General features: G+C 56.3%; 18 protein-coding genes. 11 read left to right on the forward strand and 7 right to left on the reverse strand.

The features are described 5' to 3' along the window. The first annotated feature begins 162 nt into the window (after positions 1 to 162). The 4 genes from dnaA to AB1644_12550 all read left to right on the forward strand — a co-directional run bounded on the left by dnaA (position 163) and on the right by AB1644_12550 (position 5,166). Positions 163 to 1,551, forward strand: coding sequence for a chromosomal replication initiator protein DnaA (gene dnaA / locus AB1644_12535; GenBank protein MEW6051872.1), 1,389 nt, complete (start codon positions 163 to 165; stop codon positions 1,549 to 1,551). A 292-nt stretch (positions 1,552 to 1,843) separates the two neighbouring features. Further along, on the forward strand, positions 1,844 to 2,956 hold the full coding sequence (gene dnaN, locus AB1644_12540) for a DNA polymerase III subunit beta (GenBank protein MEW6051873.1): 1,113 nt from the start codon (positions 1,844 to 1,846) through the stop codon (positions 2,954 to 2,956). A gap of 67 nt (positions 2,957 to 3,023) precedes the next feature. Further along, complete coding sequence (locus AB1644_12545) at positions 3,024 to 4,112, forward strand: DNA replication/repair protein RecF (GenBank protein ID MEW6051874.1); 1,089 nt, start codon at positions 3,024 to 3,026, stop codon at positions 4,110 to 4,112. 1 nt (position 4,113) lies between these two features. After that, entirely contained in the window at positions 4,114 to 5,166 is a 1,053-nt protein-coding gene (locus tag AB1644_12550; GenBank protein MEW6051875.1) for an ABC transporter ATP-binding protein, read from the forward strand. An 18-nt stretch (positions 5,167 to 5,184) separates the two neighbouring features. Here the strand turns inward: AB1644_12550 and mutM are convergent, their stop codons facing one another. Further along, positions 5,185 to 6,042, reverse strand: coding sequence for a bifunctional DNA-formamidopyrimidine glycosylase/DNA-(apurinic or apyrimidinic site) lyase (gene mutM / locus AB1644_12555; protein ID MEW6051876.1), 858 nt, complete (start codon positions 6,040 to 6,042; stop codon positions 5,185 to 5,187). Between the two features lie 245 nt (positions 6,043 to 6,287). Here mutM and AB1644_12560 point away from each other — a divergent pair, with 245 nt between their 5' ends. Further along, positions 6,288 to 7,982 carry a serine hydrolase gene (locus AB1644_12560; GenBank protein ID MEW6051877.1) on the forward strand — a complete coding sequence of 565 codons (1,695 nt, stop codon included), beginning with the start codon at positions 6,288 to 6,290 and terminating at the stop codon, positions 7,980 to 7,982. A gap of 51 nt (positions 7,983 to 8,033) precedes the next feature. Here the strand turns inward: AB1644_12560 and AB1644_12565 are convergent, their stop codons facing one another. Continuing rightward, complete coding sequence (locus tag AB1644_12565; GenBank protein MEW6051878.1) at positions 8,034 to 9,500, reverse strand: glycosyltransferase family 39 protein; 1,467 nt, start codon at positions 9,498 to 9,500, stop codon at positions 8,034 to 8,036. 158 nt (positions 9,501 to 9,658) lie between these two features. Here AB1644_12565 and pepF point away from each other — a divergent pair, with 158 nt between their 5' ends. From pepF to AB1644_12580, 3 genes are read left to right on the forward strand one after another with little or no spacing between them, the layout of a single operon-like run. Further along, positions 9,659 to 11,470, forward strand: a complete 1,812-nt coding sequence (gene pepF, locus AB1644_12570; GenBank protein MEW6051879.1) for an oligoendopeptidase F — start codon at positions 9,659 to 9,661, stop codon at positions 11,468 to 11,470. Between the two features lie 19 nt (positions 11,471 to 11,489). Continuing rightward, positions 11,490 to 11,954, forward strand: coding sequence for a pyridoxamine 5'-phosphate oxidase family protein (locus AB1644_12575; GenBank protein MEW6051880.1), 465 nt, complete (start codon positions 11,490 to 11,492; stop codon positions 11,952 to 11,954). A 30-nt stretch (positions 11,955 to 11,984) separates the two neighbouring features. Then, positions 11,985 to 12,275: a hypothetical protein gene (locus AB1644_12580; protein ID MEW6051881.1), complete on the forward strand. Its 291-nt coding sequence runs from the start codon at positions 11,985 to 11,987 to the stop codon at positions 12,273 to 12,275. Here the strand turns inward: AB1644_12580 and AB1644_12585 are convergent. Further along, positions 12,272 to 12,826, reverse strand: coding sequence for an NUDIX hydrolase (locus tag AB1644_12585; GenBank protein MEW6051882.1), 555 nt, complete (start codon positions 12,824 to 12,826; stop codon positions 12,272 to 12,274). The genes AB1644_12580 and AB1644_12585 overlap by 4 nt on opposite strands. Positions 12,827 to 12,857: 31 nt before the next feature. Further along, entirely contained in the window at positions 12,858 to 14,030 is a 1,173-nt protein-coding gene (locus AB1644_12590) for a M24 family metallopeptidase (GenBank protein ID MEW6051883.1), read from the reverse strand. A 116-nt stretch (positions 14,031 to 14,146) separates the two neighbouring features. Between AB1644_12590 and AB1644_12595 the strand changes: the two genes are divergently transcribed. The 3 genes from AB1644_12595 to AB1644_12605 all read left to right on the forward strand — a co-directional run bounded on the left by AB1644_12595 (position 14,147) and on the right by AB1644_12605 (position 19,082). Next, positions 14,147 to 14,722 (forward strand): AAA family ATPase, encoded by a 576-nt coding sequence (locus tag AB1644_12595; protein ID MEW6051884.1) that lies wholly within the window; start codon positions 14,147 to 14,149, stop codon positions 14,720 to 14,722. Positions 14,723 to 14,750: 28 nt separating this feature from the next. Continuing rightward, positions 14,751 to 16,955 carry a hypothetical protein gene (locus AB1644_12600; GenBank protein ID MEW6051885.1) on the forward strand — a complete coding sequence of 735 codons (2,205 nt, stop codon included), beginning with the start codon at positions 14,751 to 14,753 and terminating at the stop codon, positions 16,953 to 16,955. Between the two features lie 78 nt (positions 16,956 to 17,033). Beyond that, complete coding sequence (locus AB1644_12605; GenBank protein ID MEW6051886.1) at positions 17,034 to 19,082, forward strand: tetratricopeptide repeat protein; 2,049 nt, start codon at positions 17,034 to 17,036, stop codon at positions 19,080 to 19,082. Between the two features lie 88 nt (positions 19,083 to 19,170). Here the strand turns inward: AB1644_12605 and AB1644_12610 are convergent, their stop codons facing one another. From AB1644_12610 to AB1644_12620, 3 genes are all read right to left on the reverse strand, one after another. After that, a complete protein-coding gene (locus AB1644_12610; protein MEW6051887.1) occupies positions 19,171 to 20,220 on the reverse strand; it encodes a DivIVA domain-containing protein in 1,050 nt (349 codons plus the stop codon). Positions 20,221 to 20,433: 213 nt separating this feature from the next. Next, complete coding sequence (locus AB1644_12615) at positions 20,434 to 21,123, reverse strand: YggS family pyridoxal phosphate-dependent enzyme (protein ID MEW6051888.1); 690 nt, start codon at positions 21,121 to 21,123, stop codon at positions 20,434 to 20,436. After that, a complete protein-coding gene (locus AB1644_12620) occupies positions 21,116 to 21,910 on the reverse strand; it encodes a nitrilase-related carbon-nitrogen hydrolase (protein MEW6051889.1) in 795 nt (264 codons plus the stop codon). The genes AB1644_12615 and AB1644_12620 overlap by 8 nt, the downstream gene beginning before the upstream one ends. Between the last annotated feature and the right edge of the window lie 196 nt (positions 21,911 to 22,106).

A 22,106-nucleotide genomic window follows, 5' to 3' on the forward strand; every position in this document is an offset into this window, starting at 1 on the left:
GTGTGGATAAATTCCGGGGGTATCTCGGAACTCCCGAAACGCAATCACGTTAGAAAATCATTTCACCACTGATCGTGTGAATAAAATTGTGGGGAACGTGCTCACAAGCCGTGGTGACGTATCGCAATTTGCGGCCCGGAAAGGAATTAGGACAAACCTCACATGTTAATAAACGACCGAGGGGGTTCGTACATGTCGGAAAACGTGTCTAACTCGTCACAGTGGAATGACTGTCTCAAGTACATGGCGGTACGAGTCAAGGAACAGTCATTCAACATCTGGTTGAAACACACGAAAGGAGAACCGAACGGAAGCGGGGAGTTCAAGGTAACGGTCCCCAACCAGTTCGTCGCCGACTGGATTGACGACCATTTCCGCGAGTTGATCGATGAAGCGTTCGTCGAGGTGCTGGGGAAACCGTACGAGGTGGTCTATATCGTCACCGGGCAGAGCGACGGTACCGACCAGACAAGTCTCAATTTTGAAGCGGCCATGGGAATGCCCGTGGCGTTGCCGGCCATCAATTACCACCACAACCTCAACAGCAAGTACACGTTCGAGTCATTGGTGGTTGGTGACTTCAATCAGTTCGCCTGTGCTGCGGCCAAGGCAGTTGCCGAGGGGCCAGGCATGACGCGGTATAACCCGCTGTTTATCTATGGCGGCACCGGGCTCGGGAAAACGCACATTGTGCAGGCAATCGGCAACTACATTTTCGAGCAGTTTCCCACCAAGCGGATAGTCTATGCCACCTCAGAGAAATTCACTTCCGATTTCATTTCGGCGATCTCCGACCGGAGCATTTCGGATTTTCACAAGGTTTATCGCGATGTCGACGTGTTGATCATCGATGACATCCAGTTCTTCACCGGCAAAGAGTCGACCCAGGAGCAGTTCTTCCATACGTTCAACACGCTGTATCATGCCGGCAAACAGATCATTCTCACATGTGACCGTCCTCCCAGGGAAATCAAAGGGCTCGAAGAACGCTTGTTGTCCCGTTTCTCCTGGGGTCTGGTGACCGATCTTCAGGCACCGGATCTGGAGAACCGAACCGCTATCCTTCAGAAGAAGCTGGTTGATGAAGGTGCGAGTGTAGCCGACGCTGTGATCACTCATATTGCCGAGCAGGTCCGGACCAACATTCGGGAACTGGAGGGTGCGTTGACGCGAGTGCTGGCGTATGCAGCGCTCCGGGGGGTACCGGTCGACCTTGAACTGGCAGCTAAGATCTTGTCCGATACGCATGCCGACCACAAGAAGGAAGTGACAATCGAGGCAATTCAGCGGAAGACGGCGGATACGTTTCGTATCGAGTCCGGGATGATGACAGCCAAGAAAAAGACCGCCAAGATCGCACTCGCACGGCAGGTAGCCATGTATCTGTCGCGGTCACTGACCGATAACTCCCTTAAAACCATCGGTGCGGCATTCGGTGGTCGGGACCACTCGACGGTTATCCACGCCTGCGATCTTATCTCCAAGCGGATGGCCACTGACCATTCTTTTCGGGATAAAATTGACAAACTTACAGCAGCTCTGCTATATTGATATTGACAATCTGTGGGTAACCGTGTGAATGTAACTGGGCAAGTTCACGCCGGGACGCTATTGTGAGTAACACGAAGAGTTGCAGAGTATCTGTCAACAGGGATATGGATAGTCGTTCCGGCCATGTTCAGTGCAATAATGATATGCATCTATGGAGGATGTGAGAGTACAAGCGGCTTTGCGGTTGGGCTTGTTCACATCTCCACAGATATTATTATCATCAGTATATAGAGATATAACCGGGTAACAATATTATTTGCGTGTGTATGATTTCGAGCAGGAGAGTCCGACAATGAAGTTCTCTTTGTCAAAGACGAAACTCAGTAATTGCCTGCAGTCAGTCCTTCAGGTAGTACCATCCAAGTCAACCTTACCGATTCTGACCAATGTGCTGATTGAGGCGTTGGAGAACAAGTTGAAGATCTCCGCTACGGATCTTGATATCTCGATCACCGCCAGCGTAGAATGTACGGTTGCTAAGAAGGGCTCGGTAGCTTTGCCGGCGAGGATACTTTTTGAGATTATTCGCGAACTGCCCGAGTCGGAGATTACGTTTGAGGCGGCTAATCAGCGTGTTGAAATTCGAATACCCAACGGTTCATACAAGATCGCCAGTGTTTCGCCTGAGGATTTCCCAAAACTTCCTGCCGTTAACACAAAGCGTGAGATCAAAATAGACAGTAGCGATCTGGTTAAGATGATTCGTAAAACAACCTTTGCCTGCTCCACAGATGAAACGCGCCCGGCGCTCAACGGGGTACTCTGGCAGACGAAGGGGGACCGGATGCAGATGGTGGCCACTGACGGACATCGTCTGGCCAAAGTGTCCATGGAAAACAGCCGTCTCAAGGGAATGGCGGAGGATATTATTATCCCGCCGAAAGTCCTCAACCTGATCCCCAAATTCACCGATGGTGAACAAAAGGAGGTTGGTATTATTTTTGGTGAGAACAACATCATCTTCAATCTCAACGATACAATTCTTACATCGCGCCTGATCGAGGGTCCATATCCGAATTTTGAGCAGGTCATTCCAACCAGTAGTGACAAGAAGCTGACTGTATCCAAGGATGAACTGTCAGGCGCCGTGCGGCGAGTTTCTATTCTCTCTAACGCCCTTACTCATCAGGTGAAGTTTGCCATCAAGAAGGGCTCACTCACACTGTCCACCAGCAACGCCGATGTGGGCGGCGAAGGGAAAGAGACACTGGATTGCGACTACCAAGGGGAGCAGGTGGAGATAGGCTATAACGCCACCTATATTAACGATATACTGACCCGCATGGATGGCGGTGAGGTACTATTCGAGCTCTCCACACCGATTGCAGCCGGTGTCGTGTACAGTCCCGGTACACCCAAAGAAGAGTTTCTGTGTCTGGTCATGCCGCTTCGCTTGGCCGAGTGAGACTGACGGCAAGGGATGATCGGGTGGGAGATGTCAGCATCTGCCATTTCCATTGTTGGAAGTTGACATGATTGTCTCGGCACTGACCCTGACGCATTTCCGGAATTTCGAGTCGTTGACAGTCCCGTTTTCGCCAAAACTCAATGTCTTGTACGGTGACAACGGTTCCGGCAAGACAAATCTCCTTGAAGGCATTTTCGTGCTTTGCTTGGGCCGTTCTCAGCGCGGCGCTGCCGACAGCGTGTTGTTGCAAACTGGCCAGGAGGTGTATCGTCTCGAGGGAGTGGTGTGCCACGACGGTCAGGAGCACACGTTGGCGGTGGCATACCAGCGAGCCGGGCGACGCCGCATTACCATCGACCAGTCACCGGTTCGCCAAAGCGAGCTGTACGACCGCTTTTGCGTAGTCTCCGCCGGGCCCGAAGACAGCGAGATCATATCCGGACCACCGTCCATGAGGCGTCTGTTTCTCGACATTTACCTCTCGCAGTTCTCCCGGAGATATCTGGTGGACCTGACCGACTATCAGCGCGCTCTGGCACAGAAGAATGCTGCTCTCAAGGCAGAAATGGACCCATCGCCGTTTGAGAGTATCCTGATCAGTACCGGCGCGCGGCTCATACAGGCCCGCGTGCAGTTCACCACTGAGCTCTCACAATCGGCGGCCGAAAGTTACCGGGCTATTGCTCAGGGGGAGGGGTTGGAACTCCGGTATGAACCGTCGGTCCCGTGCGGAGCTGAAAGCATGGACATTCCGGCTATAGAGCAGTCGTTTGAGATCCGGCTCGCCAGTCTGGCGGAGCGGGAGCGGGCAGCGCACACGTCTCTCGTGGGACCGCATCGCGACGACCTGGCCATCGAGATCAAAGGGATGCCGGCACGCACCTTCGGCTCGCAGGGGCAATGGCGGACCACGGCCATCGCTTTGAAACTGGCCGTCTATGACCTGTTGAAACGGAAGCGGGAGACCACACCGATCCTGTTGCTCGACGAAATATTCGCGGAACTCGATCGCGGAAGGTCCCAGGCACTGGTCGAAGCGTTTGCCGGCTACGAGCAGCTATTTCTGACCACAGCCGGAGAGCCGCCGGTCGGTCTTGCCGCCGAAAGCCGGAAATTCCGGATCGCGTCCGGCGCGATCGAGGAGATACACTGACATGCCGGGACTCTCAGTGAACAATGTCTCCAAAACCTTCGCTGATTCCAGAGTGCTTGACAACATCTCACTCGAACTGACAGGGGGTGAACTGCTCGTGTTGCTTGGGTCGTCAGGATGCGGTAAATCGACTCTCCTGAGAATAATTGCCGGGCTCGAACAGGCTGACAGCGGACAGATATTCATCGATGGCCGCCGTGTCGATGAACTTCGCCCGCGAGATCGGAATATTGCGCTGGTATTCCAGAACTATTCGCTGTACCCGCACATGAGTGTCGAGAAGAATCTGGCGTTCCCGCTGAAGGTGAGCGGTGTAAAAAAAGACGAGATTAGACAGCGGGTCTCGCAGACGGCCCAACTGTTGGGACTGGCGGACAGGTTGAAAGACAAGCCGGGGCAACTTTCCGGTGGCCAGCGCCAGCGGGTGGCGCTCGGGCGGGCGATCATCAGGCAACCCTCGCTGTTTCTTCTGGATGAGCCGCTATCCAATCTCGATGCCGATCTTCGTGTCCGCATGCGCCAGGAGATCGTGAGGCTCCAGAAGGAACTCAACTGCACCATGGTGCATGTCACGCACGATCAGGCCGAAGCACTCACCATGGCGGACCGAATCGCTTTGCTTCACTGCGGGCGTATCGAACAGATCGGCACGCCCGAAGAGCTGTACCAATCCCCCGTGAGCGAATACGTGGCGAATTTTATCGGGCAGCCCAAAATCAACATGATCGACGGCTCGCTTGAGGGGACGAAATTGATGCCGTTCGGGCTGGAGTTCGCGGGGAATCTCGACAAGCTTGATCGGACACGGGTCCGATTCGGCATCCGACCGGAGGCTATAGCAATCCACCCGGAAGGGGATTTCACCGGGCACGTGGTATCAGCCGAGTACATGGGGGACCACTATGTCATGGTGTTGTCGTATCGGGAGCTTGCGTTGACAGTTATGACAGTCGCCACGCCACCGGAACCGACCTTGCCGGTAAGGTTTACGATCTACCCGCGCGACCTGCTTTTCTTCGACTCCGAGAGCGGCAAGAGACTTGAATTACTCTGAGCAGTGCCTGACAGCAATCTATCGGCGCGGCAACCGCTGACATTTTGGACAGAAGTGTGCCGATCGCGAGCCGATCTTCTCCCTCTCAATGAGATGCCCGCAGCGGCCGCATTTCTCCCCTTCCCGGCTGTATACGCGAAGATATTTCTGGAATGACCCCGGTTGCCCGTCCACTCCGCGGTAGCTGTCGACCGAGGTCCCCATCAGGCGGATCGCCCGCTGCAATAGGCTGCGAATATGACCGTGGAGGTCCTTCAGTTTCTCTCTGGAGACTGACGTCGTGATTCGGCGCGGGTGGATGCGTGCGTGATACAGTGATTCATCGGCATAGATATTCCCCAGCCCGGCTAGAAAGCTCTGGTCCAGAAGCGCCGGCTTGAACATGCGGGGCCGTCGATAACACAATTCGACAAACTGAGCGGCCGATATCTGGAGCGGTTCCGGACCAAGATCACGCAGTCCCTTCTGTTGCCAGAGCTCTGAATCACTATACAGACGCAGCCTGCCGAAGCGGCGGTAGTCGGAGAAGCGAAGCTGCATATCATCGGCAACTCTACTGTCCTGTTCAAAGTCGAAGATGACAAGATCGTGCTTTTGCCGGGGGGTCGAGCGAGGCACATAGAAGAAATGGCCGGTCATCTTAAGGTGAACCCAGAGTGTGACATTACCTGAAAGTGATATCAGAATATTCTTGCCGCGACGCGTTATATCCCTGATGGCGCGACCACGGAGCGACTCCGCGAAACCAGACCCAACAGCAGGGCTGACCACGATCGAGGACTTTGGGGCGTGCAGCTCGACCCGCGCTACCATACGCCCCGACAGGGTGTCGCGTAGACCGCGGACAACCGTTTCAACTTCCGGTAGTTCAGGCACATACAGAAGGTAAAGGAAACCTCCAGTTTCCGCAACGGTAACACCTTAAGGACGTGTTTCTCCGGTGCAAATAGTCCACTAGCGATGCGGACATGACATCACATCTCGCGACAGATTGAAATGTGATATTGTGGGCCGCTATTAGCGCAACTACCTCTCTGGACCATCCGTATACAGTTGCCTACACGTGGCCGAAGCGGTTTTTGGCTATGGCAGTAGGGAGATCATACATGATGGGAGCGAACATGTTCAGCAACAGAGATCGTCGTGGAAAAGCGGGGCGGTTTCTGGCTGTACTCTTGATGACAGCAACGGCGTGTGTCTTTGCGTTACCGTTATCCGGCCAGACCATTGAGCAAAAGCTTGACGAATATCTGAAAGCGGCGCAACGAATTCAGCATTTCCAGGGGGCTGTGCTGGTGGCCAAGGACGGCGACATCCTGCTGTCCAAGGGGTACGGTTATGCGGATGCTCAGTCGCTGACGAAGAATTTCGACTACACGGAATTCCTGATCGGCTCAGTGACCAAGCAGTTCACGGCTGTTGCGATCCTGCAACTGGCCGAGAAGGGAAAACTGAACCTCGATGCCCCGATCGGCAAGTATTTGCCGGATTACCCGGGTGAGACAGCTCAGAAAGTGACGATCCATCATTTGCTCACCCACACCTCCGGTATACCGAATTACACGGAGCTTGCCGATGTTGTGGGACGGCGCCATGATCCGATCACGGTTTCGGATCTCTTACACACCTTTGACACCCTGCCGCTGCAATTCGAGCCGGGTTCGGCGTTTCGCTACAGCAACTCCGGTTACGAAGTTCTGGGTGCGATAATCGAGAAGGTGTCCGGCCAGAGCTATGAGGGCTACATTCGCCAACACATACTCAAACCGGCCGGTATGAGTAGTTCCGGGGTCGCCGGCGATCCGAAGAGGGAGATAGCGATGGCCAGCGGCTATGCGCCGGATGAGACAGGCGGACTGGTCTCCGCCCGGTATGTCCACGGCTCGTTCTCGTATGCTGCGGGGGCGCTGTTTTCGACGGTACAGGACATGTATCGATGGGATCAGGCGCTTCGCGGCGAGAGAATGCTGCATAACGATTCCAGGGCCCTGATGTTCACGCCCTTCAAGGAGAAATATGGCTACGGCTGGGTGATTGATACGCTGTACGGGCACCTGGTGGTGACGCACGACGGGGGGATCGACGGCTTTGTCAGCAGTTTCATTCGCTTCGTCGACGTGCCGTTCTGTGCTATCGTTCTCGCCAACAGCGAGCAGGCCAGGGTTAACCCGATCACGTCGGCACTGGCGGCTATCGCCTATGAGCAACCGTACGACATGCCGGTCGAGAAGACGTCGATAGCGATCGAACCGAGTGCATTGGACCAGTATGTGGGAGCCTATGAGATCGGCCCCGAGCAGTACCGGCTGGTGCTCCGCGACGGCGACAAGCTGTTTGCCCGTCGTAGCGGGGGCGGGACAAGCCAGCTGCTCCCCGAAAGCAGGGATAAATTCTACTACGAGTCCGACAACTCGATAACAATGACATTTGTCCGTGACGCCTCCGGCGGCATCGTGGGCCATGTCCTGCACCAACGAGGGGCGGATGTGATGGCGAAACGGGTGGACGGCGACAAGGCGGCGCAACTTCTGGCCTCGACAACAGTAGCGCAGGTCGATCCTTCCGTGTACGACCAGTATGTCGGGGAATACGAACTTTCACCGGGATTCGTGTTGACCGTCAGGCGTGACGGCAGCCGTATCCTCACGCAGGCGACCGGACAACAGGAAGTGGAGATATTCCCCAGGAGTGAAACGCAGTTCTTTCTCAAGGTAGTGGACGCGCAGATCACTTTCGTGCGGGACCACGCCGGACTGGTCAGCAGCCTGGTGCTTCACCAGGGGGGCCGAGACATGCCGGCCAAGAAGATGAAGTAAGCCAAGTCGAGATGCATGGGGCCGCTGACCCTCCAAGGTCGGCGGCCTTTCTCATTCCTTTCGAACAAGCAAATATCGCTGGCGTGCGGTCAGGCCTAACAACGGGGAATACCGGCGGAATGAATCCGGAATCTGTTCCGGCACCAGGTGTAGTTTGGCCAATCGCAGTGAATCCAGAATGATATACTGTACACCCGTCCTTGAAGCATACTCCTCGACCGAAGCAGGTGTGGGCAGTTCATGGGCTGCCCGCTCGCAGCCCCACCAGCTCTGCACCACATATTGATTGGACCCGTTGAAGACGAAATCGAACGGTGCCATGACGATTGAGCCCGGTTCTATCTGCGCTGACAACCATTGGTTAGTGTCGCGCTGAACGCTCCAGTTACATAGGGCGGCCGACCCCAGCGCGAATATGCCATAGGCAAAGAAGAGAACCAGCCAACCGACCAGAATTTTCCGGACCATGCGCCCAATCCGTTCATTCTCAGACGGCTCAGCCCACGCCCGCGCGATGGCGAGCACAAAAAACGGCGTCAACGGCAGCATGTAGCGGGTGATTTTCGGAAGCGGCGCCATCCCCCCTGCGACTATCAGCGTGAGCAGGAATACCCAGAAAAATCGCTGCTGCCGCCACTGCGATTTGGTGGTGAGCGCCAATGCCAGGACGAATGCGACCGATAGGCCGATAACCTCTGGTTTGCGAAACAGGCGGGTATGCTCGCTCAGGAGATTGGTGATCGGCTGCCACCAGGCGAGCGACAATCTGGCATCCGTAAACGCGTTCACGAACAACTGCTTTCCGAACAGATCCGGGTCAGTTATCAGACCGGACAGATACGGCGAGAAAGTCAGCGCGGCGCATATCACGAACAGCCCCGCTGCCTTGAATTGTCGTTCGATGCCGAGCGCGATTACCCCTGCCACCACAAACGCGAGACCGGCGGCATGTGACAGGCCGGCCAACCCTGTCAGTGCACCTGCCGCTGCGACGGCGCTGAGGCGGCGTGACACGGTGGCGCGTTCCAGCACGAGATAACCGGCAAACCCGCACACAAGCAGCAGCATCTCCGGGCGGAACATCCGCATGTAATCCCAAAACAGCGGCGTGAACGCCAGAATGCTTGCAGCCAGAAAGCGCACGCGGCGCGTACTGTCGGCAATCGGACGGAACAACAGCAACAATAGAACGCCAAGGCCGGCCAGAGCCGGGATAAGGCGGAGTTGCAGGATTCCCCATCCGGCGATTCGTGAGATTGCCGCTCCGCACCAGATGAGTAGTTTATGGTACACGACAATGTGGCCATCAAGTGGCGGGACATCACGGAAAAGAGCGGAAGCCACCTCCCCCGTGTTGACCAGCGCCAGTACCTGCTGCCCCAGCCAGGCCTCATCGGTCTGGATGTCGCCGTGAATGAGGGCGAGAGGGAATAAGAAAACGAAGAGAGCGACCAGCCCAATGCAACTGCGGCGCTCCCACCGTGCCGTATGTGCGGTTTGCCCCGGTCGATCCGACATGAAGTGATAGATTCCTCGTTGATCGTTTTAGCGGAAAGCTATGTCCGACGCCGGTAAAGTCAAGCCGCGGCTGACGCCAACGCCACTTGCCGACGGTCGCACTTTTCCGGATATTGGTCACGGTACGTATTGCAACCCCCTGCCGAAAAGGACCACGTATGCCCGTACACGCGAAACCAGCTGCGCAACCAAAGCGCGATGAGATAGACCAACAGTACACCTGGAATCTGGCGGATATTTATGCCAGCGAGAGTTCCTGGGAGGCGGATTTCAAACGCGCCAGGCAGATGGTCGACAACGCCAAGTTGTTTGCCGGTCGCCTTCGGGAGTCGCCGTCCGTTCTATACGATTGTCTTGAAATCCGCAGCGAGCTTGGTATGTTGCTCTTCAACCTGTATCAGTATGCGTTTCTCAACAAGGATCTCGACAACCGGGTCTCCAAGTACCAGGCCATGACCGAGCGAGCCGCCATGCTCTCGGCGGAGGCGTCCACCGCCCTCGCTTTCGTTGAACCGGAACTGCTTCAGATACCGGAGGCGGAACTGCTGCGGATGGCGGCGCAGTTTTCCAAAACCGATGTCTACGATTTCTATATCGCCGAACTGATCCGGTCCAAGGCGCATGTTCGCTCGCACGAGGTGGAGGAGCTCCTGGCGATGGCCAGCACGGTCTCACGTGGGCCGGATACGATCTTCAGCATGCTCGATGATGCCGACCTCACCTACCCGGTGATTACCGACGAGCACGGCAACGAGGTTCAACTCACCAAGCAGCGGTTTGCAAAACTACTTGAATCATCAGATCAGCGAGTCCGGCGTGATACCAGCGACGGCTTCTATTCTTCGTACAAGGCGCACCTGAACACCATTGCCGCCACGCTGGCGGCCAGCGTAAACAAAGATGTATTCGTAACACGCGCGCGCCGATACGACAGCTGCCTTCACCGGGCGCTCGACGGTGACAATATCCCGGCGTCGGTGTATCATTCGCTCCTCGACAGCACCGAGGCGAATCTGGCCGCCCTGCACGACTACGTGACGCTCCGAAAGCGGATACTGAGGCTCGACACGATCCGGCCGTACGACATGTTCTGTCCGCTGTTTCCGGAATATGACTACGAGGTGCCCTACGACGATGCGGTTCGCCAGGTGCTCGAGGCGGTGAAACCGCTCGGGACGGAGTATCAGCAGGCGATGTCGCATGCCTTTACGACTCGCTGGGTGGACGTGTTCGAGACCGAGGGAAAAGGGAGCGGCGCCTACAACTACGGCAACTACAGCGTGCATCCATTCGTGCTGATGAACTACAACGATACGGTCGACAACATGTTTACGCTGGCGCACGAAATGGGGCACGCCATGCACAGCCATTTGTCCAACCGAACACAGCCGTACGCCAAATCACAATACTCCATCTTTGTGGCCGAGGTCGCCTCGACCCTCAACGAGGGACTTCTGTTGCATTATCTGCTGGAGAAGACGACCGACAAGCGGGCCAGGCTCTATTTGTTGAACCGGCATCTCGACAACACGCTCGGCACGTTCTTTCACCAGGTGATGTACGCGCGTTTCGAGCTCGTGATTCACGAACAAGTTGAAAGCGGCAACGCCCTCTCCCCCGAATATCTGAATCAGGTATGGGGTAAGCTGACGGAGCAGTACTACGGTCCGATCATGGAACTGGACGAGCATTCGAAACTCAAATGGTCCCGTGTCCCGCATTTCTACAACATGTATTACGTGTATCAATACGCGACATCGTATGCCGCCTCGCAGGCGATCATGGCGATGTTCCTCACGGGGGAAGCGGGAATTATCAAACGCTACCTCGAACTATTGTCCTCCGGCGGCAAAGATCATCCCATCGAGCTGCTCAAGAAATGCGGTGTCGACATGAGTTCACCCAAGCCAGTGCTGGCCACGATCGATCTGTTCCGGGATCAGGTGAAACAGATGGATAGTCTGGTGTAACGAGCAGCGAGACTCCTGCATGCGGCGCAAAGACAAAGAAATCACCGACCGCGGTCTGATCGAGACCATTCTGAGAGAGGCGCTTGTATGCCATCTCGCCTTTGTTGACAGCGATCGGCCGTATGTTGTGGCGATGAATTTCGGCTATCAGGACAACCGCCTTTATATGCATTCCGCTCCAGAGGGGCGTAAGATTGAGTGTATCAGGCGAAATCCGCTCGTCTGCTTCCAGATGGAGGCGCGCGCGGAACTGGTGACATCGGTCAAAGCGTGCAGCTTCAGTATGCGGTATCTGAGTGTCGTAGGGTATGGCAACGCATCCCTGGTCGAGAGTCCGGTCGAGAAGCGCCAGGCGCTCGACGTGATCATGCGGAAATACACCGGTCGTGACGGTTTCGTCTATGCCGATGCCTCGGTGGAGGAGATCGCGGTGATCAGGATCGACGTCACTGAAATGACCGGCAAGAAATCGAAACTCGAATAAACATGTTACTGTGCAGTGGAGGTTAGGTACATGGCAGGGTATTATGGTGGTGCGGAAGGGGGCGCGGCGGCGGCCGCGATAGCCAACGCGATCAAAGCAGCAGGCGGCATTGTGCGACTCGAACCCGGTGAGTTCGCCAAGATCCTTGTGCGCACGGATGCGCCCCTCGTGGTCACGGGATTCGGTGGTGTATTCACCAGGAAGAATCAATATCTGGCCAACTACAAGGGGATATTTTTCTTCACAGAATCCAGGCAGCCGTTGCAGTTACCCTACAAGGCGGAACAGGTGGAGGCCAAAAATATCTGGATGCCGCGTTAGGTGGCAGATTCTGCTTCAAGCAGTTCGGCTACCGCCTCATGAAGTTCGGCGCGGTACCAGAGTCCCCCCATGCCCATCGTGCGCATCACCTTGCCGAACGACGCAAACTCTGACCAGTCGACCAGACGGACCTCGCGAATCTCGCGGTGATCCGTATAGTTGAAATCCCCACGCAGGTAGGTAGTCAGGAAGACGAACGAACGCCAGCGTACTTCAGATGACGTCACGGAGCTGTCTCCGACGAAGAAACGCACACTGGTCTTGAGGAGGAACCGGTCGATCGATACTTCGCAGCCGGTTTCTTCGCTCACCTCACGCGCGATGCCGGTCTCGAAATCCTCGCCGGGATGAAGACCTCCTGATGGGGAACGGTACAGCCCCGGCGGGTAGGCATGCTTGGCGATCACCACCCATTTGGTTCCTTTGCGGATGTACAGGGTAACATCGTGATCCCGCTGCCCACGCTGCGACGATCGGATCCGGTCCAGTTCTTGTTGTGTGCAAGGAATATCGAAGCGCCGCCCGGCTGGGACACCGTACCGCGTCTCCATGCCGCGAATCATGGCCTCGGTGACGAACATGCTATAAGAGCGGAGTGATCTGCATTTGCAACGGGAGCGTGGTCACTTCGACCCCATCGTGACCGATCAGCACGTTTATCTCAGTGCGGAAGCCGCAGTCTTTCTGGTAAATACCCGGTTCGATCGAGAACAAGTGCCCTTTTTGGAGTCTTCGACGGTCCTCGGTCTCCAGGTTATCGATGTTCGGCCCGGTGCCGTGCTCGGACGACGTAATGGAGTGCCCGGTGCGATGGGTAAAGAACTCGCCGAATCCGGCGGAGCGCACCACGGCACGGCAGGCATCGTCGACTTCGTAGCCATGGACCGGCCGTTTCTCGATGTTTTCGCGCAGGAACGATACCGCCTTGTCCCGCGCACTCACCAGCACGCCGAACATCTGCGTATATCTGGCCGGGATCTGCTCGGTCGTCCCGGCGAACGCCATCCATGTGATATCGCCGAACACACCGTGTGGGACCTTCATTTTTGCCCAGAGATCCAAAAGAACGAGTTGGCCCTTCTTGATGACCGCTGAGCGGTGTTCGTCGGGCTCATAATGGGGGTCGCCGGCGTTGGCATCGACCGAGCAATTGGGGCCGCTTTCGGTGGTCATGTCGTACGCCTCAAACTGCTCTTTGATGAAGCGACAGACATCGAACTCAGTGATAGAGCGGCCATCCTTAAGAGCGGCGGTGACATAGGCAAACGCTTTGTCCTTTATCTCGATGCAGTTGCGCGCAGCGATGCGGTGCGCGGCCATCTGCTCGACGGAAAGACATGCTTGAAACGACGCCACCAAATCAGCCGATGAGACCACTTCGATTCCAAAGTCGCGCACCAGTTCAATGGTGCCGGCATCGACCAATCCGATGTACGGCAACCGGCCCATTGGCGAGTACTCCATGGCTACCCGTTTGCTGTGACTGAGCAACTCTTTGAGCTCTTGTTCGAGCAGGCTGTAGCTGGAAAAGGTGATCAGGCGCCCCTGGACTGCGGTAAACTTGGCTTTTTCGATAGCGTGCACCAGGGCCGTTGGTTCGCCGGCTGCCGGAATGAAATAGAACGAGCGGCGGGTCACGATACCACTCAGCCCCAGTATGGCAACGGCAATGGTGTTGCGGGCGTGAAAATCCGCCATCAGCCAGCCATCAAGCTCATGTTCCGCCAAATAGGCTTGGATTTTTTGTATGTCCATAACGTCTCTTGTGATAATACGAATTTCCGTTGGAGCTATCAACTGCTATTGCGACGGATGATGGCTTGACAGCCACGGAATGTCAAGGTAGATTGGCCGACAAACGGACAAACCACATGAATCACCGCATCGTCATAACCGGCGCTCCGGGGTCCGGTAAGACGGATTTTCTCCTGCGATTGTCGACCCATTCGACGTTTTCGCGTTTCACCTTTTTCGATGAGCTGGCCAGGCAACTGTTGATAGAGGATCCCTCGATTCGGCAGGACAAGAGGCGCTTTCACGGTGAAATCTATCGCCGCCAGACTTCGCGCGAACGGGCGGTCGATGGCCCGTTCATTACGGATCGTGGGACGGTAGATGCTTTCGCCTTTCACCCGGAAACACTCATCGATGTGGCGACCTCGCTGTCGCGTGAGTACAAGAGATACAGCGCCGCTATCCAGCTTGGTTCGGCGGCGCGACTGGGTGACAATTTCTATCGGTGCGACGCCGTACGGAATGAAACCATTGAGGATGCGTTGATTATCGAAGAGGCGCTCCGCCGTGTCTGGCAGGGGCATCCCGGTTACCATTTCGTTTCGGCGCAGCCGGATTACGAGGCCAAATACCAGGAGTTCCTCTCGCTGCTGAACCGTATCACCGATCGGTCCGGGGCGGACACCCGGCAGCCACAACACGAAAAACACTGAACCACCAATTCCGGGGATAGAGATACGTATGAAACTACGGTACCTGTTGATGCTGATGCTGACGGCGGTTGTCGGGACGGCGGCCGCTCAGTCGGATTTCTACAAGAAGTTCAAGTCAGATTACGCCTCCCTTGATCTGGACCTGCTGAACAACCCGTGCGAGCTGGGGATCGTGAAGGACTTTGTGTATCAGAAAGACATCGCGACATTCACGTTCCATGACGGCAAGATGTACCTGCTGCGCCCGATCGACGGACGTCCCACCACGGCCATCTTCATTGGGCGGGGGAGCGCCGCCATTGACATACCCGCACATGTCGAACGGCAGTGCCTCTGGTACGCCTCGGGAGACAGCGGTGTGGCGCAGGATTTCGTGGTCTGTTTCATCCGCATGGCCGACGATCTTGACCTTCGCCTGAAGGAGAAGTTCACGTTTGCCACACAGCAACTCGACTGGAAAGATTTCAACCTGGCCAAGAAGGCACAGGGGGAATTTTTCTTCAAGCCGGTCATCCAGCATGAGTACGACAATTATTTCCAGCTCCTTCGTTCTGCGTACGAAAGGTCGGCCGACGGTTATTTTTGGATCGATTTCAATCGCTACGTCTTTTCCTTTGACCCCAATCGAGCCGAGCAGACCGTTGTTGCCTACGAGAAGGAGGGGGGCGCGGTGACGGTCACTGATGGGGCTGTGTTGCAGCGCAAAGAGCGGGGCATCACTGATGACCTCAAAATGTCTGACATTTTCTATCCTACCACAATCATCGACCGGCGGGCCAACCTGGTGATGCAGGGCATGGAAGGGCGTCAGATCGATTCCGGTGACATACTAGCGCGGCTGGTTGTCAACACCGACAGCACACGGTTCCAGTCGCTGTTTCTCCACTACAATCTCAAGCTGGATTCCATGGCGGTCGACGGTGTGCCGGTCGAATTTCACCGCCGTCGCGATTTTAATTTCATAGGTGTCATGCTTCCGGCGTACCGCCACAAGGGGGACACACTCGATGTCCGGCTCTGGCTGCACGGCAAAGATTTCGTCTCGGCCATGCCGTACGTCGAGAATCCGGCGGTTTCGCCTCACCACCTGACCATCAGTTCGCGTCCTGAATTCAATTACCTGCTGCCGGGGGTCGAGAAGATGGAACAAGGGACCGGCGACGTCACGACTATCACCGTCGAACCAACTCAGCAATTCCGCGATTTCCAATTTCAGGGATATGCGCCAAAGTTCGATACCATTCCGAAAACGACCGAGACGGGCGTGACGGTCAATTTTCTCAAATCCCGCGCCATCACCAAGAAACAGTTCGAGTGTTTTGTTCCTGACGAGACCTATCAAAGCGCCACGCTTGGGGCGTTTAATTACTTCGCCGGAACGCTCGGGAATCCGGCCGGCCTGTTCGGGTTTTCGGTGTTCCCCGAAGGGAGCATGTCCATGCCGGGCATTCTGGAGATTCGCCAGGTGCACTGTATCATCGACGGTACCGGCGGCTTCCACCTGCTGCCCGGTGTCGAGATGGGGAGACAGTATTTTGGAGCGCTCATGCGACCGGCGTCGAGTCGCGAGCAATGGTTGGTCGACGCCGCACCTGAGTATCTCGGTCTGATGTATGTGCAGGAGGCACTGGGGGCCGGTCCGTTCTACACGGAACTGGTCGGTCGTAAGAACGTGGTGACGACGTTAGTCGAGCGAAGCCGGGACCTGCCGTTGGGCACAGGGTACCGTGTCCCCGATTCACTGCGCGTGTGCAAAGGGGCTTGGGTGTTGCACATGCTTCGGTTTATGATGCTGGACCTCGAGAAGCAATCCGATGCGACGTTCCTGAAGTTCCTCCGCGAGCTGTCGAATCTCTGCAACAGCCGGACCTTCACCAATGCTGATATTGTCGCGCTGGCGGAAAAAAGCTACGGCCAACCACTGGAGTGGTTTTTCCGGCATTGGTTGTTCGAGCGAAATATCCCGGAGTACTCGGTGGAATATACCATCGTGGAGAAGGAAAATGGCTGGGGGGTCGATGGTCAGGTGCGCACCAACGGCGTTGGATCGGATTTTCAGATGCCGGTGGTGATGCGGGTGGAAACGACCAACGGCGAATCCAGCTTCATGCGGCAGATGATCACAGGGAACCAGGATCACTTTACTCTGGGGCCGTTCGCGGTGCAACCGAAGCAGCTCTATTTCAACGAGTTTTACAGCGTCCTGTCCAAGGACAACGTGAAGAAGAAATAGCCGCATCACTGCCCTATACCTGTTGAGAGGATTCGTCGCCGCGCGCTTTTGGCCACCCGAACGACGGATTAGTTAACCATGCCTCCACGCTCATCACGCCGCCCGAAGACTCCCTTTCGGGCAGTCTATTTTCTCGTGCTGCTATTATTCGGAGCAGCGGCGCTGGCTCCGGAGTTACGGCTCTGGGGGTTTGGGGGTTGGGCGTTTCTGCCGCCGATACTCACGCTGGCCCTGTTGGCAGCGGGTGTGGCGGCGGGGCTGGGCGCAAATCGATTATACGCTCTTGTGGTGAAGCAACCGGTGCCGGCCGACGAGAGTCCAGGTGCGGATCGCAAATTCCTGCTGATCGCCGCGATCGTCACAATCATCACTACGGCGACGTTCTGGCTCTTCCGTGGACAGACACATTTTCTTGGCGACGGCTACCAACTGCTCTCGCGACTCACCGGTGGAAGCATGATGATCAAGCAATGGGACATAGGGGCATCGTTCCTTATGGACTCAGTCTATGATCTGCTGGGCGGTCCTCCTTCGGACCGGGCCCTGGCTGCGTATCGGATTGTGTCGATTGTTTCCGGTTCGCTGTTTATGATTACCGTTTGTCTGGCGGCCCGTGCGCTGTTCATTCGGAACCTCCACAGGTACCTGTTTTTTTTCGGTCTTGGCACCGGCGGATACATGCTCTTGTATTTCGGCTACGTGGAGAACTACGCCACGTTTATTTTCGCGCTCGTGCTCTTCTGCCTGACCGGATTGCTGGCGGCCAGGGGCCGTATCTCAAAATGGTGGGTCGTGCTGCCGTTTGTCGCAGCGTGTGGCCTGCATATCTTCGGAGCACTATTCCTGCCGAGCCTGATCTATCTGCTGGCGCGCGATACGGCGATAGGCAGGTCGGTCGGCAAAATGTCCGCCCGCGCCAGACTCCTGAGTGGAATAGGGCTCGTGCTGGCCGGGTCGGTCATCTATTACTATCTCTACACCCATTACTATTTCTTCACCTTTGCTTTGTTGCCGCTCTTGCCGGACCGGTTCACCGTGGAAGGGGATTACCTCGTTTCATTGAAGCATCTCGCCGATACGGTCAACCTCCTGGTCTTGCTCGTGCCGGGGCTGCCGTTGTTCATTGCTCTGGCAGGCAGTGCGCAGAACAGACCAATCCTTCGGACGCCGGAGAGCCAATTCCTGATAATCGCAGTACTCTGCTCGCTTATTGGCGTTTACGTGTTCAATCCAGGGATCGGGATGCCTCGAAACTGGGATCTGTTTGCAGTTGTCGGCGTACCGATAGCTGTGCTCTGTTACAGCCTTGCGCTCGGTGACGGCGTTCGCGGCCGGGAGCCGGTCATGGCGGCGCTTCTTGCGATCGTGCTGGGAGTTCTGTCACTCACTACTCGAGTTGTCGGTCAGGCCGTGCCGGAGATCGGTATCGCGACATTCAAGAACTACATGACGCTCGATAAGATTCGCAATCGCAATGCCCGGAGCTTGTTGGTCAGCTACTACCGTGAGACCGGTGATTCTGCGCGGGCCAATGTGGAGCAGGCCGCCGTCGAGGCCGATTTTCCGGAAAGCCTGTTAAACAAGCGCGCCAAATCGCTCATCGCTCAAAGGCAGTTCCGCGAAGCGGAGCGGCTGTTGAGACAATCTATTGAGATCAACCCATTGTATGTCGACGGCTACGGCAACCTGGGAGTCTGTTTGCTCGAACAGGGGAAGGTCGACTCAGCACAACTGCTGTTTGAGCTGGCTGACGGGATCAACCCGTACAATGTCAACACCATCAACAACATCGGCACCGCCATGCTTCGCCGCAAGGAGTATGTCGAGGCGGAAGGTATGTTCCATCGCGCCCTGGCGATTGATTCGACCTTGGTGTCGTCGATGGCCGGGTTAGCATCCGTCTATGTCGGACTCGACCAACTTGATAGTTCCATCGCGTATGTAGACCGGCTGGCGCATGTCGATGGGGTCCCCTCCGATTATTTCAAGCAGGCGGGGGATGCGTTCGTGGCCAGGTCCGCTTACCCGCAGGCGGCGCGGGCGTTCACATATGCTCTCGAAAGAGGGCTGGACAGTTCGTACGTCAGAGTTCTTCAGACAAAACACCCACAGTTGATTTTCCGGTGATCCATTCCCGCAAACGGTGAAAAAAAAAGACCGGCCGCGTGGGAAAGGGGGAGCGCCGGTCTTTGCCGAATCAGGTGGGTATGATTTTCTAACTCTTGGCTGCCTTGTCCATTTCCTCTTCGAACTTGTGCACGACGTTGTCGAGCACGTCGGCCAGATCACCCCCGTGTCCGGGAGAGGTCGGAGTGCCGTCCAGTTTGGCCCGGGTTGTCTCCGGCGTGGTTTGCTGCGACGTCCTGACCTTGTCGGTCGTCTCACTGACGTCTTCGCCCTTGATCTGCTGCGACAGGAGCTCGGGCGTGACAGTGGCGCCATTGCTGGTGACGAATTTGGGGGCCGGTCGGAGAATCGGGCCAGTGCTGCTCGGGTCCGCTTTGGCTCTGGCCTCGGCCAGACGCTTGTAGTTTTCCAGGGCGGCGGCCAGTTCCGGGTCAACGGACGGTTGCGCCTGTGGCTGGTCCTGGATAGCGCTCTTGAGTGCCGCCACGTCCTCGATCCCCGAGTCCGGCGTCACTGAGACGATCCGCTGTGCCGCATTGGCGTCCTCGGTGTGGATCCGCTGGGATTGCGACGGCTGCGTGGCAATGGTCTCGCGGCGGCGGGCATTGATCTCGGAGGTCTGGGTGATCTCAATGTCGTCCTCCGGAGACGAATGCACCCGTGACGGCGCCGGGCTGGTTGTGCCAACCTCGGTTTTCGCCAGTTCATCGACCCATTCCAGATGCGCGGTTATCAGGGCGCGCAGCTTGGAGAGATAGGAGCGGCGCGTCAGTTCGATCCTGGAGATCTCTGCCTCCAGCTCGTCCCGGCGCTGCGTCCGATTGGCCAGTACCTGGCTGGCTTCGGACGCCACTTTGTTGAGCAGCAGTTCGGCTTCTTTCCTGGCATTGGCCATGGTGATATCTGCATTACGGCGGGCATCGATTGCCGCGTTCTTGATGGCATCTTCGAACTGTTTCAGGCCGGCCAACTGCACTTTCAGAGACTCTGTCTCCATGGTGAGCTTCAAGTTCTCCTGCTTGAGCATCTCCAGTGACAGCGCCACCTGCTCCTTGAAGCTGTCTACTGCTTCCTTGTCATAGCCGCGCATCTGAGAGCCAAACTCAAAATTGCGGATGTCGTTGGGGGACAGTTCCATGATCGTTCTCTCTATCTTCTGGACTTACTTTTCAGCCGTTGACTTCTGCCGCTCGTACCCTCTCAGGTCCAAGCGTTTCAAAACGATACACCTCTTTCTATTATCGAACTTTGGCGCGGGAAATTAACCGGAAACGGCCAAAAATATACCGGTATTGAAGGCTGCCGGCGGATGTACCAAAGATGAGCCGAGGCCGGGAAGCTGGCTTTGCGGCTACAGCTGACGCGGGCCGAATAGACCGGTCCCGATCCGGAGCATCGTGGACCCCTCTTCAATGGCGATACGGTAGTCGTCACTCATCCCCATAGATAGAATCCCGAATTGATCGCCTGCTGTTCCTCTTGCCTGACCGAAAAGATCGCGGCAGGTCCGAAATGCGATACGGATATCATTCTCGTCGGAGGTGAGCGGCCCGACAGTCATGAAACCGCACAGTTTTATGTGGGACAAGGAAATGAGGCTCTCGACGAGTCCCAGTGCATGGTCGGGGTTGACGCCGTACTTCTGGGTCTCGCCGGAGCTGTTGATCTCGATACAGCAGTCAAGTGTTCGGCCAACCTCTCCTGCCCGTCGGCTGATCTCTTCGGCCAGTCGTAACGAATCGACCGACTGAATGACATCAAATAGCTGCACTGCTTTTTTCACCTTGTTTGTCTGGAGATGCCCCACCAGATGGTATCGGGCAATCGGCCCCAGCTCGAGCAGTTTTGCCTCCGCCTCCTGAACTCGGCTTTCCCCGATCTCCGAAAGACCAAGCGAGACAGCCTGTCTGATGGTCTCGGTCGGATGAGTTTTGGTGACGGCCAGGATTGTGATTTCGGTGGGGTCACGTCCGCAGCGATTGCACGCCTCGGCGATGCCGATGCGCAGATCATGGAGGTTTGCCGCGATCAGGTCATTCATCGCACAGGGCACGGTACTGGTTTGGCCGGCGGTCCGCAAACAGGTGATTCCGTGGTGTGATCTGTTTGTCGCGGGCTAAAGAAACATCGACGTCGACACTCCCTACCCACGTCTGGTCTGGTGGTGCCTCCAGCAGGAGGTCGCCGGAGGGAGCGGCTACAAGTGACCGCCCGGTGTATGTCAGGTCCCCTTCGGAACCGATGCGGTTGGCGGTGATGACATATACGCGGTTCACCATGGCGTGCACCGGTATCGCCCGTTGTGCCCGTCCCGGAATCACGAGATTCGAAGGATGGCAGATGATATCCGCTCCTTTCAGGGCAAGGGCACGCCAGACCTCGGGGAAATTCCAGTCGAAGCAGATCAGCAGGCCGACCTTGCAGCCGTCTACATCAAACAGAGGCAGGCCGCCATCTCCCGGTTGGAAGAAATCCTTTTCGTTTAAGAACAGGTGCAGCTTGCGATATTTGCCAATGACTCCATTCGGTCCTATCAGCACCGCTGTGTTGTATAGCTTGTCGCCGTCGCGTTCGTTCAAGCCGGACACGATACGCATCCGGTGCCTTGCGCTCAGCTCGGTCAAAAATCGGATAAACCGGCTGTCGGCGATCTGTTCGGCAGTCTCCGCGGCCTGTCGCTCTGAGACAAAATTGTATCCCGAATTACAGAGCTCCGGGAGCACGAGCAGCTCTGCCCCGGCAAACTGCGGGCTGAGCGATTCCAGGCGATGGATCGTAGCGTCCAGATCGGCAAGCGCTGGCGCAAACTGTACGAAACCGATTTTCATGTGTCACCTTTGGTGCAAGATAACGCCAGTTTACACCGTATTGTCAAGAAGCCACTGCGAGAGGTTTGTATGGCCGTATCCACACTCTCACACGAGGGTCGCGCGAGAGAAACGTTGACAAAACCGGGCGAAATTTGTATGTTCTGTTGTAGTATCCCAACCGCCTTTTGATACTGTCAGAAAACATCAGTTGCAC

The sequence above is a fragment of the Candidatus Zixiibacteriota bacterium genome, assembly GCA_040753875.1.
In the GTDB taxonomy this organism is placed as follows: domain Bacteria; phylum Zixibacteria; class MSB-5A5; order GN15; family FEB-12; genus DATKJY01.

Excerpts from the sequence above, each read along its gene's own strand:
- AB1644_12575 (MEW6051880.1), top strand. The coding sequence starts at position 11,490 with ATGCGGCGCAAAGACAAAGAAATCACCGACCGCGGTCTGATCGAGACC.
- AB1644_12545 (MEW6051874.1), top strand. The coding sequence starts at position 3,024 with ATGATTGTCTCGGCACTGACCCTGACGCATTTCCGGAATTTCGAGTCG.
- AB1644_12590 (MEW6051883.1), bottom strand. The coding sequence starts at position 14,030 with ATGGACATACAAAAAATCCAAGCCTATTTGGCGGAACATGAGCTTGAT.
- AB1644_12620 (MEW6051889.1), bottom strand. The coding sequence starts at position 21,910 with ATGAAAATCGGTTTCGTACAGTTTGCGCCAGCGCTTGCCGATCTGGAC.
- AB1644_12600 (MEW6051885.1), top strand. The coding sequence starts at position 14,751 with ATGAAACTACGGTACCTGTTGATGCTGATGCTGACGGCGGTTGTCGGG.
- dnaN (MEW6051873.1), top strand. The coding sequence starts at position 1,844 with ATGAAGTTCTCTTTGTCAAAGACGAAACTCAGTAATTGCCTGCAGTCA.
- AB1644_12605 (MEW6051886.1), top strand. The coding sequence starts at position 17,034 with ATGCCTCCACGCTCATCACGCCGCCCGAAGACTCCCTTTCGGGCAGTC.
- AB1644_12550 (MEW6051875.1), top strand. The coding sequence starts at position 4,114 with ATGCCGGGACTCTCAGTGAACAATGTCTCCAAAACCTTCGCTGATTCC.
- AB1644_12615 (MEW6051888.1), bottom strand. The coding sequence starts at position 21,123 with ATGAATGACCTGATCGCGGCAAACCTCCATGATCTGCGCATCGGCATC.
- AB1644_12585 (MEW6051882.1), bottom strand. The coding sequence starts at position 12,826 with ATGGAGACGCGGTACGGTGTCCCAGCCGGGCGGCGCTTCGATATTCCT.
- AB1644_12610 (MEW6051887.1), bottom strand. The coding sequence starts at position 20,220 with ATGGAACTGTCCCCCAACGACATCCGCAATTTTGAGTTTGGCTCTCAG.
- AB1644_12560 (MEW6051877.1), top strand. The coding sequence starts at position 6,288 with ATGTTCAGCAACAGAGATCGTCGTGGAAAAGCGGGGCGGTTTCTGGCT.
- AB1644_12580 (MEW6051881.1), top strand. The coding sequence starts at position 11,985 with ATGGCAGGGTATTATGGTGGTGCGGAAGGGGGCGCGGCGGCGGCCGCG.
- AB1644_12565 (MEW6051878.1), bottom strand. The coding sequence starts at position 9,500 with ATGTCGGATCGACCGGGGCAAACCGCACATACGGCACGGTGGGAGCGC.
- dnaA (MEW6051872.1), top strand. The coding sequence starts at position 163 with ATGTTAATAAACGACCGAGGGGGTTCGTACATGTCGGAAAACGTGTCT.
- pepF (MEW6051879.1), top strand. The coding sequence starts at position 9,659 with ATGCCCGTACACGCGAAACCAGCTGCGCAACCAAAGCGCGATGAGATA.
- AB1644_12595 (MEW6051884.1), top strand. The coding sequence starts at position 14,147 with ATGAATCACCGCATCGTCATAACCGGCGCTCCGGGGTCCGGTAAGACG.